This window comes from Acinetobacter sp. 1125_18A (genome assembly GCF_052824985.1).
In genome coordinates, this window is sequence record NZ_VTDG01000003.1 from 194,127 (window position 1) to 211,907 (window position 17,781).

Below are 17,781 nucleotides of genomic sequence, written 5' to 3' on the forward strand. Positions count from 1 at the left end.
CATTGTATACCCTCGAAAAATTTATTCATTTCCTGGAACACCATAGCTGCGAGCATTGATCGGGTTTAAAGCTCTTAAAACATAATCATCAATTTGCGGTTCATATATCTGCCATAGTGCGATAAGGTCGGAAATGGGTTGATCTGACCAGTCCACGCGTAAGTCAACAATCGGCCATTCCAATTTGTCAACAACCAAAAGACCAGCAGAATGTACTGCTCCTGCTTCTCCACCAGCCTGTTTTCCAGCGTCTAATGCATAAAGTAAACGCTCAGCTAAAGCGCCTTTACTTTGTTCGAAGTGTTTGAGCATAACATGAGTAACATTCTCATTTGCAAGTAAATTACCTGCACATACGGCATGTTTCCCTATATGTTGTGTATAAATTCCTAAGCTATTTTCTCCACTAAAGGCAAAAGGCTCATTCACCGCGTCAAGTAAAGTTAATTGGCGGTATTCAATAAAATCGGTATTTTTAGTTAATTCTGTAATCGCATTTTTAGGCGATATATTATATTTGGTCATTTCAAGTAAAATGCTGGCCAATTGAGGATCAGTTATATTCTGGCTTGCTGCAACACCAATCCCAGCTTTGGCACGTATACATCTTGATGCAACGGCTGGAGAGGATGAACTAATCGCTGCACCGAATTGTCCTGTTTCACTACATCTCGCAATAATTGAAAATGTCATATTTCCCTCACATCTTGATGATTTTTAGTCTGGAATAACGGCAATTGCATCAACTTCGACAAGCCATTCTGGACGTGCTAAAGCGGAGACAACGATACCCGTTGAGACAGGGTAAACCCCTTTAAGCCATTTACCGACAACACCATAGACATCTTCACGGAAGCGTGGATCAACGATATATATGGTAATTTTACAAATATCAGCCAATTCTCCCCCAGCTTCTTTGAGTAACATGTCAATGTTATACATCGCCTGTTCGGTCTGACCTTTGACATCACCTATCGCCACACTTTCCGATGTATCCAGATTTTGTCCAATTTGACCGCGAAGAAAAACAGTTCGTCCACGTGCAACCACAGCTTGGCATAGGTCATTATCTAAATTCTGCTCTGGATAAGTTTTCTTGGTATTAAATGTTCGAATGCGGGTATGTTTCACAGCTCAATCCTCAGTTAATTATCATGTTTCTCTAGTATGCTTACTTCGTGAGCACTCACAATTTGTGTTTTCCTTTCTAGTAATTTACTTTTTCCGTAGTAATAAAAAGAATTATAGCCTGGTATATATTTTCTATTAATTTCATATATTTAGTATATGGGTTCAGGTTTTTTGATGCATTTGTTTTGGATATTCTATTTTCGCTTTGCTGCTCGGCTCCCTATATTTTTCTTAAATCATGTTTTGTGCAGCTTTGATATTTCATTTTTTGAACATGAAATCTGCAGCAAACATATACAGCCAAACAAGTGTGATTGGCAGTAGTTGGTAAATGTCTATTCAACAAAAGAGTTGTTGTTGGAAGCAAGTTACTCGATCTGATAAGGAAAAAAAGATGAGTTTAAATAAATTAGAAATAGATACCGTTGTGGTTGGTGCTGGCCAAGCTGGAGTTGCGATGAGTGAGCACCTTACAGAACTCAAAATTCCACATGTGGTATTAGAAAAAAACCGTATTGCAGAAGCTTGGCGTACACGCCGTTGGGATTCTTTGGTGGCGAATGGACCTTGTTGGCACGATCGCTTTCCCAATATGGAATTTGATCTTGATCCAGATAGTTTTGTACATCATGACCAAGTTGCTGAATACTTTGAAAAATATGCCAAGCGCTTTAATGCACCGATTTATAGTAATGTTGAAGTTAAAAAGGTCCAAGCAAATGCGCAAGCTGCGGGTTTTATTGTTGAAACCTCAAAAGGCACTTTAACAGCACAACGTGTTGTTGTAGCAACAGGACCTTTCCAAAAAGCCATTATTCCTTCGATTGCACCTCAGCAAACGGATTTATACCAAATCCATTCAGACCAATATAAAAATCCACAACAAATCCCCGAAGGTGCTGTTTTAGTGGTGGGTGCTGGTTCTTCTGGAATTCAAATCGCAGATGAGTTAAATCGTGCTGGTAAAAAAGTCTATTTGTCTGTCGGGGCACATGAACGTCCACCACGTGTTTATCGTCAACGCGATAATGTTTGGTGGCTCGGAGTGTTGGGCGGATGGGATAGCATAAAAACAGATACAGGACCGTTGAAAGGTTTGGCTGTAAGTGGTGCTCATGGTGGGCATTCCATTGATTTTAGACGTCTAGCACAACAAGGCATCACTTTACTGGGGATGACAATGCAATTTGAAGCTGAGCGGGTTCGTTTTCAAAATGATTTGCAACAGTCATTGGCCGACGGTGATAAAGCGTATTTTGAGTTTTTAGATGCTGCGGATGCCTATGTTCAGCGTACCGGTATAGATTTACCTGAGGAACCAGAAGCTCGGATTGTTTTAGATGATGCTGAATGTATTCGACAACCTATCTTAGAGCTTAATTTAGCCCAAGCAGGGATCACTTCAATCATTTGGGCATCTGGCTTTGGGTTTGATCATAGCTGGTTGGAAGTCAATGCTTTTGATGCAAATGGTCGTCCTAACCATAAGCTTGGTGTTTCAACAGAACCGGGGATTTATTTTATTGGACTTCCTTATCTGTCTGGTCGCGGTTCAAGCTTTATTTGGGGCGTTTGGCATGATGCAAAACGCGTGGCAGGCCACATTGATATTCAACGTCAATATCTAAAGTATCAAGATAAAAGGCAAAGAAATCTAATCAATAAAGAAGAAAAAACGGCATGAAATAAGTCTTAAGTTTCAAGGTTTAATGCCCACTCTAGGAGGGAGGAGCACATGACAAAAAATAAGCAAGGAAGTCGTTTAGTCCATCAAGTAAAAAAAGCGAGTGAGAAACAGTTAACTTTGTTTAACCTAATCGCCATCGCAGTTGGTTTAGTGCTATCGCAAGGTGTGATGGTGATTATTTTGCAAGGATTTGGCTTAAGCGGAATAAGTTTCTTTATTCCGCTGATTATCGGATTCTTTTTAGCGCTGAGCTATGCGACCTCTTTTGCAGAGTTGGCATTATTAATCCCTAAAAGTGGCAGTATCAGTGATTATAGTCTAGTCGCAACAGGGCATTTACCCGCGATGCTTTCGGTATTTTGCGGTTATATTTTGGTGGCAATGTTTGCTGTTTCAGCAGAACTGATTTTAATCGATGATGTGATCAAAAAAATATTTAAGCTGGATGTTCCCTATTTTGGCATTGGCTTTTTGATTTTATTTATTTCAGTGGGTTTAAATCTGCTGAAAATTGATATCTTCTCCAAAGTTCAAAATACCGTGGCTTTTGTCATGGTGGTTTTATTACTTTTACTCGGTATATTTGCGATCAGCGGTTGGGTTTATCCGCATACTCAAGTAGTTGATTATACAATTACTTTTGATACAAATACTGTGGCTCTGGTTGCGTTGGCTTTTTGGGGATTTGTTGGCGTCGAGTTTGTTGTTCCGATGATCGAAGAATCCAAAAATCCAAGTAAAAATATCCCAAGATCGATGTATATCGGTTTAACTACGATTTTTATCACCATTTCTTTATATGGCGTTGGTGCACTGTATTTCTTACCCCAAGAGCACTTGGTTAATTCTTTGACTCCACATATTGAATATGCAACGGCGGTATTTGGCCCCACAGGCTTACTCTTTATTGCGATTGGTGCTCTATTTGCCACCTTAAGTACCTTAAATGCGACTTTAGCTGCCTTACCACGTATGTTGCAGGGCATGGCGAGCAATAAACAAGTGTTATCAATTTTTGCCCGAGTCAATCAGAAAAATAATGTGCCTTGGGTGGGCGTTGTATTTGTTGCCGTCATCATCATGATACCGATGTTGTTTTCACAGAGTGAAACCGATGTGATTAAAGTTCTGTTAACAGCAGCATGTATCTCTTGGTTGATCGCTTATGTGATTGCACATATCAACGTGATTGTATTGCGTAAACGCTACCCACTGATGGCAAGACCTTATAAAGCACCATTTTATCCATTCCTGCAAATCATTGGCATTATCGGGATGGTACTTACGATTTTCTATGCTGTACCTACCCCAGATTTGAGAGTCAAAATATTTACCTGGGTCGGAATCGTGATTGGTTTTACCACAATCATCAGTATTCTTTGGATCAAATTGGTGATGAAAAGACAACTCTTTCAACCAGAATCCATCGAAAGTTTGACCAAATAAAAGCAGAATTTTAACAAGGAGTTATCTTATGAAGCAGTTATCAACAACAGAAATTACAGAAGTTTGGAAAAAAGATAAAGATCACCATATTCATCCATGGACTGACTTTGCAACCTTTAAAGATGAAGGCGCCATGATTCTTGCACACGGTGAAGGGTGTTATGTTTTTGATGCTGAAGGCAATAAATATTTGGATGGTATTGGTGGTTTATGGTGCGTCAATGTCGGTTATGGGCGGCAAGAAATTGCTGATGCTATTTCAGAACAAATTATGCAAATTCCTTATTATTCTGCATTTGGTCACCATACTTCGATCCCCGCTGCAAAATTATCTGCAAAACTGGCTGAATTAGCGCCTGGAAATTTGAATCATGTACTGTTTGGTTGCGGAGGTTCAGTTGCCAATGATACTGCGGTACGACTCATTCACTTTTATTTCAATCAACTTGGTCAACCAAGCAAGAAAAAATTAATCTCGCGCAAAGATGGTTATCATGGCAGTACCTATATCAGTATGTCATTAACAGGGGTTGAGTTTGATCATATCGGTTTTGATATTGATCGTGAATTGGTCCACCAGATTTCATGCCCAAATCCATACCGTAGAGCGGAAGGTCAAAGCTTAGAAGCGTTCTGCAATGAAAAGGTACAAGAGTTAGAAAATAAAATTTTGGAATTGGGTCCAGAAAATGTCGCTGCGTTTTTTGCAGAACCGATCATGGGTGCTGGCGGTGTTATCGTACCTCCGCCGGGATATCATAAAAAAGCCCTTGAAGTATGTCATAAATATGGGGTTTTATATGTGTCTGATGAAGTTGTGACTGCGTTTGGGCGCTTAGGGCACTTTTTTGCTTCAGAATCAGAGTTTGATATCGTTCCAGATATTATTACTTGTGCCAAAGGCTTATCTTCAGGTTACTTACCCTTAGGTGCAACGATTATATCTGATGATATCGCAAAAGTGATTGGTAAGCCTCAGGCGGATGGTGCGTTATTTACCCATGGATTTACCTATTCAGGTCATCCTGTTTCTTGTGCAGCGGCACTAAAAAATATTGAAATTATCGAGCGTGAAAATTTACTGCAACATGTCAATGATGTAGGTCAATATTTTGAAGATCAATTACACACATTGGTTGACTTAGACATTGTCGGGGAGGTTCGTGGTAAGAAATTTATGATGTGTATTGAAAACTTAGCCAATAAGAAAACCAAGGAACTTTTCCCAAGTTCAGTCAATGTAGGTTCTCGAATTGCAGATTATTGCCAGAAAGATGGGTTAATCATTCGTCCAGTTGGCCATATGAATATCATGTCGCCACCCTTAATTTTAAATAAACAACATGTAGACTTTATCGTGACAACTTTACGTAAAGCGATTCTGAGTACCACGGCGGATCTTAAACGTGAAGGTTATTTGTCTGGTTAAACTTACAGATAACTCTAGGCAAACAAGTTAAGCGATTTATGGCCCCTAAACAGAATCTAAAGTAGTGGGGCCATTCACTGAGTTGATCATTCAATATGGATCAAATGCAACTTAAGCTGTTGAATGATTGCTTAGATGGTATTTATTTAAAATGCTTGCTGATCAGCAAGCATTTAATTTAAAGCACTGAATAGTTTGTCTTTTAATTGATGCCAATTTGTCGAAATCCAACACACTAAAGAGCCTGAAGTCACCAAGATCACGCCATACCAAAACTCTGTTGGTAGATTGGTTTGTAAGATAAACATTGAAATCAAAGTTGAGATAACTGGACTAAAATAAGATAAAGTCACCAAAATCGTAATATTGCCTTTGATAATGCCAATATTCCAAGCGGCATAGCCCAAGGCCATCACCACTGAAACAATGCCTAATAATCCTATTGTTGTAAGTTCAACTTCTGGAATTGCATTTAAACTCAATCCATTTGACCACAGGTATTTACTCCACAATACAATACTGATCGCTACAAAGAAAAATGAAATTGGATTATGCCCATCACTATATTTTTTGGTAATGACACAATATAAGGACCACAGCGTTGCCCCAACAAATGCCAAAATATAACTGATTGGATTTTCAAGAATATTGGATAAAATATTAGACCAAGTTAAAGCACCTTGCCCGGTTTGAATCAAAATAATCCCACTTAAGCTGATGGCTAAACCGACAATAACAAAGACATTAAATTTAATTTCTTTAAAGAGGATCAGCATCGCAACAGTTAAGCCCGGCCAGAGGTAATTGACCAGACTGACTTCTATGGCTTGTTGGGCGGTTTGTGCCAGTGCAATGGCATAAGAAAAACATAATTCATAAATAACAAACAATAAGGTAGAAAAAATCAGATATTTTTTTGAAATTAATTTTAAATTTGGGATTTTAAAAAATATTAATAAAATACACGTGCTCAGCGTATACATCAGCAGCACAGCCAACTCAGCGCCCAAACTAAAACTAATTTTTTTCAATAAACCGACAATGGAAGACCATTGTAAAATGGCACTTAAACCAATCAGGGTTGCGAGATTTTTTGACATATTGGGCTTTAAAATCTGAGGATTCAGATTAAGGTAAGTAATGAAACAATTATAGCTTAGAATTCTGCGATTATTTTTAAAATATCACCCAGCATAAAACAAATAATATGTCAGGATAAGTTCAATTAAAAAACAGCGGATTTAAGCAAAATTTGATATTTGGATAAAAAATTAGGTATTAAAAATGATAAAAAAGCTTTGTTTTTAGTTCAATTTTTTATATAAACATATGCATAAAGATTAAAAATTAACGAGACATTAAACAGAGATAAACAAATGAGAAGATTACCCGTATATTTATTATTAGATACCTCAGGTTCGATGCATGGTGAACCGATTGAAGCCGTTAAAAATGGTGTTGAAATACTGGTTTCCTCACTCAGACAAGATCCTTATGCGCTTGAAACAGCCTATTTATCTATTATTACTTTTGATACTCAAGCCAAACAACTGATTCCCTTAACTGAAATTGCGATGTTTCAACCCCCTCAATTACAGGCAACGGGGACTACACAGTTGGGCGAAGCACTTGGATTACTGGCAGATAAAATTGATCAGGAAGTGCAAAAAACCACACCTGATACCCGTGGTGACTGGAAACCCTTAGTTTTTATTATGACAGATGGTGCACCAACGGATGATTGGACCAAAGGTTTTGTAAAACTAAAACAAGCCAAGACTGGGATGATTATTGCTTGTGCAGCGGGACATAATGCAGATAGCAGTATTCTCAAACAAATTACAGAAGTTGTGGTAGAACTTGCAACCGCAGATTCAAATACCATTAAAGCCTTCTTTAAATGGGTTTCTGCAAGTATTTCTACAGGTAGCCAAAAAGTAGATGCTGGTCAAAAAGAAGTCACAGGCTTAAATGATCTTCCACCACCACCACCTGAAGTGAATGTGGTTCTATAAAAATAAAGGAAAATAGCATGGCAATTACATTAGCGAAAGGTCAAGGACTCAGCCTTGAAAAATCTAAACATGATTTAGAACGAGTGACGATTGGACTCGGTTGGGATATCACTGAGCAAAAGAAAGGCTTTTTAGGCGGATTATTTTCAGGCGCTAAGAGTGAAGAACACGATCTAGATGTGGTGGCATTTTTATGTGATGCCAGTGGAAAAGTAAAAGATCTGGGTTGGAATGCCGCAGGTCAAGCCACACTCGAAAATAGTGATGTTATCTTTTTTAATAATTTAAAACATCGTTCAGGGCAAATCTGGCTGACTGGAGATAACCGTACGGGTGCAGGTGACGGCGATGATGAACAAATTATTGTCAAATTAAATAGCTTGGCAGCTGAATATCAAAAGATTGTTTTTATTGTGCAAATTTATAATGGTGCAAAAAATAATCAGCATTTTGGTCAGGTTAAAAATGCCTTTATTCGTGCTGTCGATGGTACTGGCAAAGAAATGGTGCGTTTTGATTTATCGGGTATCGGTCAATATGATCAACAACGTTCATTATTATTTGCTGAACTGGTCAGAGAAAATAGTGGTTGGAAATTTAATGCGGTCGGTAATGCATCACCCGCGGATAATTTCGTGGAATGGTTAAAAAAATATAGTTAAAAAATGAGAATATAATGCGCCGTTTACCTGTATATATTTTATTAGATACATCTGGCTCTATGCGTGGTGAGCCAATTCACTCGGTGAATGTTGGCTTGCAGTCGATGCTCAGTGCATTAAGGCAAGATCCTTATGCGCTTGAAAGCGTGTATTTAAGTGTGATCACTTTTGATATTAAAGCAAAAGTTTATTTACCGCTTACCCCTTTGGATCAAGTTCAAATTCCAGATCTAGATGTACCCAATGTGGGAGCAACATTTATGGGTGCAGCATTGGAATTACTGGCACAGGAAGTACAACAGAATGTACAGAAAAGTAGCAATGATGTTAAAGGCGATTGGCGCCCGTTATTGTTCTTGATGACAGATGGTTCACCCTCAGATGTCTATGCTTATCAGCAAATCGTTCCTACAATTAAACAGCTTAACTTTGCCACGATTGTCGCTTGTGCTGCAGGGCCAAAAGCGAAAACTGAATCTTTGCTACAACTAACGGATCAAGTGGTTGTGTTAGACACCATGGACTCAAATAGTTTTGCCAGCTTCTTTAAGTGGGTTTCTGCAAGTGTGGTTGCTGGTAGCAGTAGTGCAGGAGTATCCGATTCAATTTCTTTACCACCACCACCCGCCGAAATTCAGCTGGTTTTATAACTGAATATTACGTGACGATAAAAATGCTAAATCAAACAGATCAGCGCTTATCTTTTTGATTTAGGTATTTGAATAATATGATAAAAATAATGTAGGTGAAGTTATGCGCCGTTTACCGGTATTTTTTGTTCTTGATTGTTCTGAATCAATGGTCGGGCAACCGCTTGAATCAGTTCAAGAGGGTGTGGAATTTATTTTAAGCAGTTTAAGAAAAGATCCTTATGCACTTGAAACTGTATATGTTTCAGTGATTGCATATGCAGGGATTGTCAGAACATTGGTGCCTTTAACTGAGTTATTTGCCTTTAATCATTTTAATTTGCCCTTGGGTGGTGGGACACATTTGGGTAAAGCTTTAGATCATTTGGGTCAGGAAATTGATCGTTATGTGATGAAAACCACCAGTGAAGTCAAAGGCGACTGGAAGCCAATGGTCTATATATTTACCGATGGACGCCCAACCGATGAATATGATCAGGCAATTCAACGCTGGAATGCCAAATATGCGCATAAAGCAACAGTCGTCGCCATCGGTCTAGGTGCAGATGTTGATTTTTCTGTGCTAAGTAAGATCACTGAAAATACCATTTCAATTGATCAGATCAATCAAGAATATGTCAAAGGTTTGTGTAAGTGGATCACAGCCTCTGTGGTCTCACAAAGTATCAGTATTGGTAGCCATCAACAAAAAGATGACCTGTTGCCGATTGATGAGCGTTATATGCGCTTGGCAAAAGATGCATTATCCCTGCAAAAAAATAAAGCCGATGATCATTGTGCGATATTTGTGGGTCGCTGCCAAAAGATGAATAAACCTTATATCATCAAATATATACGTAACTTACAATATAAAGGTCCAGCTGATTTAAATATCAATATCTATAATTTTAAGTTAGATACCTGTAGTGCGATATCTGAGGAGTATTTTACTTGGTCAGATCATAATGCATCAAATAAGCAGATTAATACGGCTGAACTCGATGGTTTCCCTGAATGTCCACATTGTTTTTCTGAGACCGCTTTTGCGGTATGTGGATGCGGTAATTTGATGTGTTATGACGGCTATCGGGAATCTGTGGTTTGCCCGTGGTGTCGTCGACAAATCAGTTTCTCGTCTGGTGATGGAGATTTTGATTTAACCCGTGGGCAAGGTTAGGCTTTATTCGGTTGATGTGTTGATACATTATTAAAGCATTGCTGCATTGAACAATATTAAAAATCTATATCGCTTAACGCTTAAATGCATCGTGATTGGTGAGTGACCAAGTGACCAAGCAAATAGAATAGAAAATGGGTAGAGGGTAAAATGGACAGTGATGTATGCAAATTAAAGCAGATTTTGGAACAAAATCCCGCTGATTTCAGTGAGACATTTTCACAATTTCTATTAAGTGATCCGCAAAATCTCAAACAACTTTCAAAACTCATCAATGAATTGGAAAAAGTGAAGATAGCTGCACCGCGTTTGAGCAATATTCATGAAGCTGATTTATTGGATAACGCATCTGTTGCACAGTCTCAGCATGAAACTATAAGCTCGAATACAACTCAAGCCACTGTACAAAAGAATGTTCAAGAGCAAGTTGGTCTTAATCTGCAAACAGAAACCAATCAACACGCTAGAGTTGATGACCAAGTCAAGCTTGATGAAAATATTCAACAAAATTGTGATGATGCTTTAGTCAATGTGGATCAACTCCATATATCATCTGAAAACACCAACTCAGTTGGAGCAATTTCCGAAACGCAAAATGTCACTTTAGATCTTCACACAACATTGCAACTGGCACCGATCCTACAAGTTGAACAGCAAGTTGTTGCAGATCAAGTCGAGCAAGCATCAGCCCCTACAATTGAACCCAATTTAGAAAACAAGCCGACAATTGATTCTGAAAATATAAACTCAACCCCTGAAATAATATCTTCTGAAACTGAGAAGAATAGATTAGAGATCGAATCTGTGTTTAGACGAAGTAAATATGAAGACATTAAATTTCAGGTTGAAAATGCCCGAGTTGGACAACACTATCAATCTCAAATTTCAGTGATTTCTCAACATGATGTCAATCAATTAACATTCAAATCTGAAAGCTTTAAATTTCCAGATAGCAGCTTTTATTTCGATGAAACCACACAACGTATTCATGGTGAACCACAACACGCAGATTCAATCGAATTTTCTTTTCAGTTTGTTGCTGATGGAGAAACACGCTCCGCCCAGTGTCGGTTGAATGTCATTGCAGACCCACGCAGTTTATGGAAAGTCATTGAACCTGAGTCTGGGCAAAAATTTAGCAAGCCACATTTGGATCAAGCTTTGATTGATACGGTGGACTATAAAATTATCGCTGCAAGTCGTCGTGGCCGTTCACATGAACACGCAGGCTTATTTAGAGATGACGATTTTTCCATTACTTTAATCGACAATACACCTTGGTCGGTCTTGACTGTGGCAGATGGTGCAGGCAGTGCGCAATACTCCAGAGAAGGCTCTCGAATTGCGGTAGAGATTGTTGAAAATGAGTTTAAAAACTATTTGACCCCACACACGGTTAAAAGCCTGATTGCTGATTTAGAAAAGTGGCAAGTGGGCAGTCAGGATGATGAAACTGTTGCAGTTGCCAAAAAGTTAAATGAGCAGTTTCATCATGTGTATTATGAAATTTATAAGTCAATTATTAACCAAATCAAATTACAAGCAGAGCAGATTGGGGCAAATACTAAAGATTTTTCAACCACATTGCTGGTTGCGGTCGTATGTAAATTAGCTGACAAAACCTTTATCAGTGCATTCTCAGTGGGAGACGGTGCAATCGCAGTATATAGCGAGGACAATGTACGTCTGATGAATGTTCCAGATAGTGGTGAATATGCAGGACAGACCAAGTTTCTAGATCTGAGTATTGCAACAGAATTTCCAAACCGTTTAAAAATAGGCTGCTTTAAAGATACCCATGCGATTATGTTGATGACAGATGGTATTTCAGATCCAAAATTTGAAACAGATTCTGGCTTATCCAATTTTGATAAATGGCAAAATTTATACCGTGAACTGGATCCGTTGCTACAGAATGAGGCAGCTGATACTGCATTGTTGGAATGGATGCATTTCTTTACAGCTGGGCATCATGATGATCGTACCATGGCTGTATTATGGAATAAGCATTCAACAATATGTGTATAAATAATATCTAAGTATTTGAAGAATATAGTGTAAGGTGGCAAGTATGTCAGCAAAAATTATTAAATGTACCACCGTTGATGGACGTGAAATAGAATTTGTAGATGAAATTATCGGTTCAGGTGCAATGAAAGATGTATATTTTTCACCTGATCGTAGTTATGTGGTGTGCTTTTTCAGTAAAGAAAAGAATAAGTTTTATGAATCTAAAGCCACCTTTGAGCAGCAAAAAGATCGTTTAAAAGAAATTGTAGGCAATAAATGGCAAAGTATTTTTAATGGGATTGGTGGGGATTATTGGAAGAATATTTTCTGTTGGCCCGATGGTTTAGTTGAATATAATAATTTGCTTGGGATTACCGCCCCAACCTATAGAAAACAATTTTTCTTTGAATATGGTTCAAAAAATAATGATTTTCTGCAAATCAAAGGCAAAGAAAAAGAAGGGAAATGGTTTGCAAGTGCAAACAACCAAAACAGATTTCTCGACGACAAAGAAAAAGGTACTTGGCTAAATTACCTTAAAATAGGAATTCTGATTTCCCGCGCAGTACGCCGTATGCATGCTGCGGGTTTGGCCCATTCAGATTTATCTTATAAAAATATTTTGGTCGATCCTGTTTCTGGGAGTGCCAGCGTTATCGACGTTGATGGTTTGGTAGTACCTGGAAAATACCCACCGGACGTTGTCGGTACTCCTGATTTTATTGCGCCAGAAGTGGTACGCACTAGTCATTTATCCAAAGACAATCCTGATCGTTATTTACCCAGTATTGCGACAGATAAACATGCTTTGGCGGTATTGATTTATATGTATTTGCTCTATCGACATCCGTTACGTGGTGGAAAAATTCATGATATGAATGATCCGCAAAAGGATGAAACGCTGGGAATGGGTGAAAAAGCGCTGTTTATTGAACACCCAACAGATCATAGTAATCAGGTAAAACCGACTCAACTTAAAGTCAGTCAGCAGCCGTGGGGTGATCCTGCAAAAGTACCATTTACAGTGACTGGACCGTATTTGTCTGAGTTATTTATGAAAAGCTTTGTCGAGGGGTTACATGATCCTGCCAAGCGTCCCTCAGCCAATGATTGGGAAACAGCTTTGGTTAAAACAGTGGATTTGATTCAGCCTTGTCATAATCACCGTTGTGGTCAAAAGTGGTATGTCTTTGATAACTCCACTCAACCTGAGTGTCCATTTTGCCATACGCCGTTTAAAGGTAAATTACCTATTCTCAATTTATACTCAGCACGGCAGCAAGGTAATTTTAGACCCGATAATCATCGTTTAATGGTGTGGACAGGCCAATCTATTTACGCATGGCATACCAATAATATGATTGCACCGAATGAACGCTTAACCGCAGAACAGACCAAGCGAAAAGGGTATTTTGTTTTACATAATGATGTGTGGTGGTTGGTCAATGAAGATATGCCTGATCTTACCGATGTTGCCAATAAAACGCAGATCCCGATTGGTGGTAAAATTGAGTTAAAAGATGGTGTTCAAATTTTATTTTCTAAACAAGATGGCGGTCGTTTAGCTGTGGTACAAATGGTTGAAGCATAATGCGATGCTTCAACCTCTAAACAAGGCCTATACCACCAATATTTTGTCGTGTGTTGAACAAGAGGATTTGACCAAACCAAAAGTTTTATATCTGAGTAAAATCATTTCAGCCCAATTTTTATGGGTGGCAGGTTCGATCATTGAACCATGACTTTTAAATACACTCTTAGCATCGTGTGCTAAGATTAATTGAGCTTCATGGAAATCTTCAGGCTGAACTTGTAACGCATGATGAATATGACCAATTTGAGCAGGATGAATTGCTGTTTTGGTATAAATGCCGTTATTCATGTCTTGTTCCAGCTCTTGCATCAATAGCTGTGTATTTTCAAAATGTTCACACACGGGTGAACTCAGCTGAAAGCCATTGGGAATAAATAATCCCGCCAATTGTGAAATCAGAATACCCACAGGTGTTTGATAAATCGTAGTATTTTTGGGTCTACGCAGATTTAAACAGGATAAGAGGTCATTGCCACCAATTCTTAAACATAATGTTTTATGAAAGTCATATTTAAGAGCTTGGTAAAGTTCAATATTGTGCGCAACATCAAAGATTTCTTTGGTTTCAAGTGTCGGCATATATTGCAAATTGGCAGGTAATACATTCATCCAATTTTTTAGATTAAATACATTAAACTTAGGCAAAATCATACCATTAAATGTTTGATTTAGATCCCAGTCGACAATGTGCTTCGCCATTTCCATATTTCTTGGACGGATAAAGATGGCAGGGGCTTTTAAACTGGGTTCATCCAGTCGTCTTTGCAATAAAAGTTTTAAATTCACCATCGCCGTTTGAACATCTGATTCAAGTACAGCATCTTCAAGACATACCGCAATTGATTTAATCTGAGGAAATTTAATTCCTTGGGTAACTTCCCACAATTGTTCATGTGTTGCAGGAATATACATGGTCGCGCCAAGTTCAATGGCGTGTAAAAGTGGCTTCATTTTTTCTTCTCTACTTTTTTTATCAATGTTGCTGCGTGATAAGGACCTAATTTTGTTCCCAGAATATCGACTGGAATATTTCGCTCACGTGCAAAGTGCAATAATAATTGTACATGAGGGTTAGATTCATCTTTCAATAAGATTCGTTCAGGTACGCGTCTTAAAACTGCACGGGTTGCTTCAGCAATACTGGGTTTTATATGGTTAATATTTTGAATCGCATATTGTGCTGCAATCCATTCAATCGTTTCTGCACATTGCTGCTGTTGTGCTAAACGAATTTGATTGTTCCAGCTCACCTGTTTATCAGTTGGATTTTGTTCAATCAACAGTCGTATTTGCTCAACAAAATTGACAGAAAGGTCATAAGGTTTTAGCTGATCATAGATTAAACAACTGTGCCATTTTTGTGTCTGATAGCAATTTTTACGGGCATCTTGCTGTTCAATCGTTTCTTTTAGAATCGTCCGAGAAGTCAATCCAGAGATCACAGAACCCAATATTCCAAATGGAATCAACCAATCATCTGTGCTGGCACTTAACCAAGAATAACCACCCAAATCAGATAGGGTAACTAAACGCGGGATCTGCCAATTTTCATCAAAGAGCTCAGGAATGTCTTGTAGATTTTTTGTGAGTTCTTTGCATATCGCGCCTTTACCTGTCCAGCCATCTACAAAAACGATATTCTCAGCACCATGTTGTTCAATAATTGCTTGCAGTGCAGCAAAGTCAACACCTCGATCACGAATGATACTAATACCATAGTGATAACAAGACTGATGCTTTTCAAGGTAATGCTTGAGTAAGACACCTAAAGGAACACCAGCGCGAACCAAGCTCACCAAAACAATCTCTTGTTTGGGAAAACGTTGCATCAAACTGTTGCCAATTTTTTGAACTTCTTCGGCAAGACGCCGTGCACCTTGTTCAAAGGCATGCTGATAATGTTGCATCTGTTCATCCGTTGGCGGATGTTCAGCACTGATCATTTGTGAATAGTGCATTTTTCCTGACTGGATCAGATATTCTTTTTCTTCAACTGCAGTGGGTTGAATATCATCAATCTTCATCAAAAAAGTGACATCTTCGGGACGATATGAACCGTGAAAGCCAAGTTCGTTCAATATTGGATTGAGTGGGGTGATCAATGAATTAGACATGACCTAAATATCCTTTAGTGTCAAAATCATGGCTTAAATGCGTATTGAGAAACTTATCCAACTGACTGCTTTTCGGCATTCCAAACCAGTCGCAACAGCTGAGGAATCCAGCATCTGATAGACTATCGCCCCAACCTAAAATAATACGTTCTCGTTGCGGATCATGTTTCTGAATATAAAACTCAACCGCGCTTTGTTTGCTGACATGATGTGGAATAATCGCCAGATTATTGCCATTGATATGGATATAGCACTGTTCCAGTAGCGGTTGAGGTAATTTCTCAACAAGCTGATCTAAAAATAAAGCACCAGCTTGTTTTTGCTTTGCAACAGAATAAATACTCAGTTCATTTTCAACTAAAGTCCAAGTTCTTACTGCACCCAAATCTTTGGCATAGTCATGCAAAGCTTCTGGCAAGTCAGTCAGTATGCCATTGAGTTGAATTTCATGTTGTTTTTGAAGATCAAACCAGTCAGTATCCACAGCTAAATTTTGATCCAGAATCGTGCCACCATGGGAACAAATCGCACCATATTTAAAAGGGATTTGTACACGTTTAAAGCCTTCAACTGAGCGAGCAGTTACAGGCACAACCTCAGCAGATTCAAGCAACCAATTCAAAAAAGACTGCTGTTTTGGACTCATATATGAAAGCGGTTGTCCTGAAACATCTGTAGTCACCATTTGATGTTGTGGAGTCGGTTGCTGTTTTCGATAAGTTTGAAATAAAGTGTCATCCAAGTCGACAAAGACTAAAGGTTTAGGGTTCATAACTGATCACTTCCAAATTTTTAATTTGTTCAAACAAGCTTGGGTCTACGCTATCTTGGTGTGTTTCAATCACCAAAAGCACCCGATCAAATTCTTGATGTTTTACGTTATAAGCAAAGTTTTGGATATTTAACCCATAATTATCATGAAACTGGCAAATACTTTTTATCGCATGTCCTTGCATGATCGGTGAACGTGTTGTTGAACTAAAGTAAGTTTCAGCACCTTGTTGTTCCAACTGTTCTGCAATAAGAAAAGGGATCCAACTAAACTCACCTGAACCCAGTACAAGTATTTTTTCGTCTGGATGATTAATGTGAATATGTTCCCATGGCGTACATTCTAAATAACCTGGCTCACGTCCCCAATTATTTGGTGCAATAATTTTCTGTGCCTGTTGCTCAGTGGAGCTGACATTGGGCATATTAATCTGAATATTGTGCTGATTCGCTTGCCACTGCCAATTCCCTTGCAATAATGAAACCACTTCCACAGGGATATCAAGCTCATCCGTTGCAAGACTGTGCTCAGCCCAGTTCACCAACGTGACCAAGATCACGCGTTCAACTTGCTGCAAGCCGGAATTGGTTAAGCTGTTGATCAGATTTTTAAAGGTTTTTCCTGTTGAAATTTCATCATCAACTAAAATCAAAGTCTTTGAATCAATCACTTGCTGATGTTTGGCTAAATCATGACTACTTAGAATAAACTGATCCTGAGCATGGCTATGTTCTTCTAGAAAAAGCCCCAGCGTGGGTAAAGTCGATACAGGGTGTCGTGTTGTCGTTAAGAAAATCGCATTTTTGCCATGTTGTTTTTTTAATTCACGATAAACCCCAGCACCCAAACCGACTGCTGTTTCGGCCATACCAATGACACAGATTGGCCCAGCCAAGTCTGTAGGTACTAAACTGGCTAAATCGCTATAACTGCGCTGCATGACAGAGGGTGCGACAGGGATATGTTTCCCCAATACTTTGGAAACAAATAAAAATGCTCTTTTAGGATTAATTCTTTCTGCAAAATCTAATAAATCATCTAAAGCCCAATGGCTATGTTGTTGGTTAACTTGAACACTGATTCGCCCACGACTTAAATCTATATGCTTCATCTAT

Annotated in this window: 16 protein-coding genes; 9 read left to right on the forward strand and 7 right to left on the reverse strand. The window is 38.6% G+C overall.

Features of this window, described 5'->3' with window-relative positions; translation table 11 throughout:
• Positions 1 to 21: 21 nt before the first annotated feature.
• Together FY049_RS06460 and FY049_RS06465 are read right to left on the reverse strand one after the other, a co-directional pair.
• On the reverse strand, positions 22 to 693 hold the full coding sequence (locus tag FY049_RS06460; protein ID WP_327857184.1) for a DUF1028 domain-containing protein: 672 nt from the start codon (positions 691 to 693) through the stop codon (positions 22 to 24).
• A 24-nt stretch (positions 694 to 717) separates the two neighbouring features.
• Positions 718 to 1,131 (reverse strand): RidA family protein, encoded by a 414-nt coding sequence (locus FY049_RS06465; RefSeq protein WP_056511249.1) that lies wholly within the window; start codon positions 1,129 to 1,131, stop codon positions 718 to 720.
• A 394-nt stretch (positions 1,132 to 1,525) separates the two neighbouring features.
• On the opposite strand from FY049_RS06465, the gene FY049_RS06470 reads away from it, so the two are divergent.
• From FY049_RS06470 to FY049_RS06480, 3 genes are read left to right on the forward strand one after another with little or no spacing between them, the layout of a single operon-like run.
• Positions 1,526 to 2,815 carry a flavin-containing monooxygenase gene (locus tag FY049_RS06470; RefSeq protein ID WP_327857183.1) on the forward strand — a complete coding sequence of 430 codons (1,290 nt, stop codon included), beginning with the start codon at positions 1,526 to 1,528 and terminating at the stop codon, positions 2,813 to 2,815.
• Between the two features lie 51 nt (positions 2,816 to 2,866).
• On the forward strand, positions 2,867 to 4,264 hold the full coding sequence (locus FY049_RS06475; RefSeq protein ID WP_446083387.1) for an APC family permease: 1,398 nt from the start codon (positions 2,867 to 2,869) through the stop codon (positions 4,262 to 4,264).
• A gap of 28 nt (positions 4,265 to 4,292) precedes the next feature.
• On the forward strand, positions 4,293 to 5,693 hold the full coding sequence (locus tag FY049_RS06480) for an aminotransferase (protein WP_034613153.1): 1,401 nt from the start codon (positions 4,293 to 4,295) through the stop codon (positions 5,691 to 5,693).
• A 173-nt stretch (positions 5,694 to 5,866) separates the two neighbouring features.
• Here FY049_RS06480 and yddG read toward each other — a convergent pair whose 3' ends face one another.
• The gene (yddG, locus tag FY049_RS06485) at positions 5,867 to 6,793 is read right to left on the reverse strand and encodes an aromatic amino acid DMT transporter YddG (protein ID WP_224963509.1); all 927 of its coding nucleotides are present in this window, start codon (positions 6,791 to 6,793) and stop codon (positions 5,867 to 5,869) included.
• A gap of 276 nt (positions 6,794 to 7,069) precedes the next feature.
• On the opposite strand from yddG, the gene FY049_RS06490 reads away from it, so the two are divergent.
• The 6 genes from FY049_RS06490 (at position 7,070) to FY049_RS06515 (ending at position 13,777) form a co-directional block, all read left to right on the forward strand.
• Positions 7,070 to 7,708 (forward strand): vWA domain-containing protein, encoded by a 639-nt coding sequence (locus FY049_RS06490; protein WP_224963508.1) that lies wholly within the window; start codon positions 7,070 to 7,072, stop codon positions 7,706 to 7,708.
• A 17-nt stretch (positions 7,709 to 7,725) separates the two neighbouring features.
• Positions 7,726 to 8,370: a TerD family protein gene (locus FY049_RS06495; RefSeq protein WP_224963507.1), complete on the forward strand. Its 645-nt coding sequence runs from the start codon at positions 7,726 to 7,728 to the stop codon at positions 8,368 to 8,370.
• A 14-nt stretch (positions 8,371 to 8,384) separates the two neighbouring features.
• Positions 8,385 to 9,020 (forward strand): vWA domain-containing protein, encoded by a 636-nt coding sequence (locus tag FY049_RS06500; protein ID WP_224963506.1) that lies wholly within the window; start codon positions 8,385 to 8,387, stop codon positions 9,018 to 9,020.
• A gap of 103 nt (positions 9,021 to 9,123) precedes the next feature.
• A complete protein-coding gene (locus tag FY049_RS06505) occupies positions 9,124 to 10,176 on the forward strand; it encodes a TerY-C metal binding domain-containing protein (RefSeq protein ID WP_034613144.1) in 1,053 nt (350 codons plus the stop codon).
• 150 nt (positions 10,177 to 10,326) lie between these two features.
• The gene (locus tag FY049_RS06510) at positions 10,327 to 12,204 is read left to right on the forward strand and encodes a PP2C family serine/threonine-protein phosphatase (RefSeq protein ID WP_446083388.1); all 1,878 of its coding nucleotides are present in this window, start codon (positions 10,327 to 10,329) and stop codon (positions 12,202 to 12,204) included.
• 43 nt (positions 12,205 to 12,247) lie between these two features.
• Positions 12,248 to 13,777, forward strand: coding sequence for a helix-hairpin-helix domain-containing protein (locus FY049_RS06515; RefSeq protein WP_154130014.1), 1,530 nt, complete (start codon positions 12,248 to 12,250; stop codon positions 13,775 to 13,777).
• A gap of 27 nt (positions 13,778 to 13,804) precedes the next feature.
• On the opposite strand, the gene FY049_RS06520 is transcribed toward FY049_RS06515, so the two are convergent.
• From FY049_RS06520 to FY049_RS06535, 4 genes are read right to left on the reverse strand one after another with little or no spacing between them, the layout of a single operon-like run.
• Complete coding sequence (locus tag FY049_RS06520) at positions 13,805 to 14,731, reverse strand: HpcH/HpaI aldolase/citrate lyase family protein (RefSeq protein WP_056511232.1); 927 nt, start codon at positions 14,729 to 14,731, stop codon at positions 13,805 to 13,807.
• A complete protein-coding gene (locus FY049_RS06525; protein WP_446083389.1) occupies positions 14,728 to 15,894 on the reverse strand; it encodes a cysteine protease StiP family protein in 1,167 nt (388 codons plus the stop codon). The genes FY049_RS06520 and FY049_RS06525 overlap by 4 nt, the downstream gene beginning before the upstream one ends.
• The gene (locus FY049_RS06530; protein WP_151957858.1) at positions 15,887 to 16,666 is read right to left on the reverse strand and encodes an HAD family hydrolase; all 780 of its coding nucleotides are present in this window, start codon (positions 16,664 to 16,666) and stop codon (positions 15,887 to 15,889) included. Before FY049_RS06530 ends, FY049_RS06525 begins: the two co-directional genes overlap by 8 nt.
• Complete coding sequence (locus tag FY049_RS06535; protein ID WP_151957857.1) at positions 16,656 to 17,777, reverse strand: phosphoribosyltransferase domain-containing protein; 1,122 nt, start codon at positions 17,775 to 17,777, stop codon at positions 16,656 to 16,658. The genes FY049_RS06530 and FY049_RS06535 overlap by 11 nt, the downstream gene beginning before the upstream one ends.
• Positions 17,778 to 17,781: the final 4 nt, after the last annotated feature.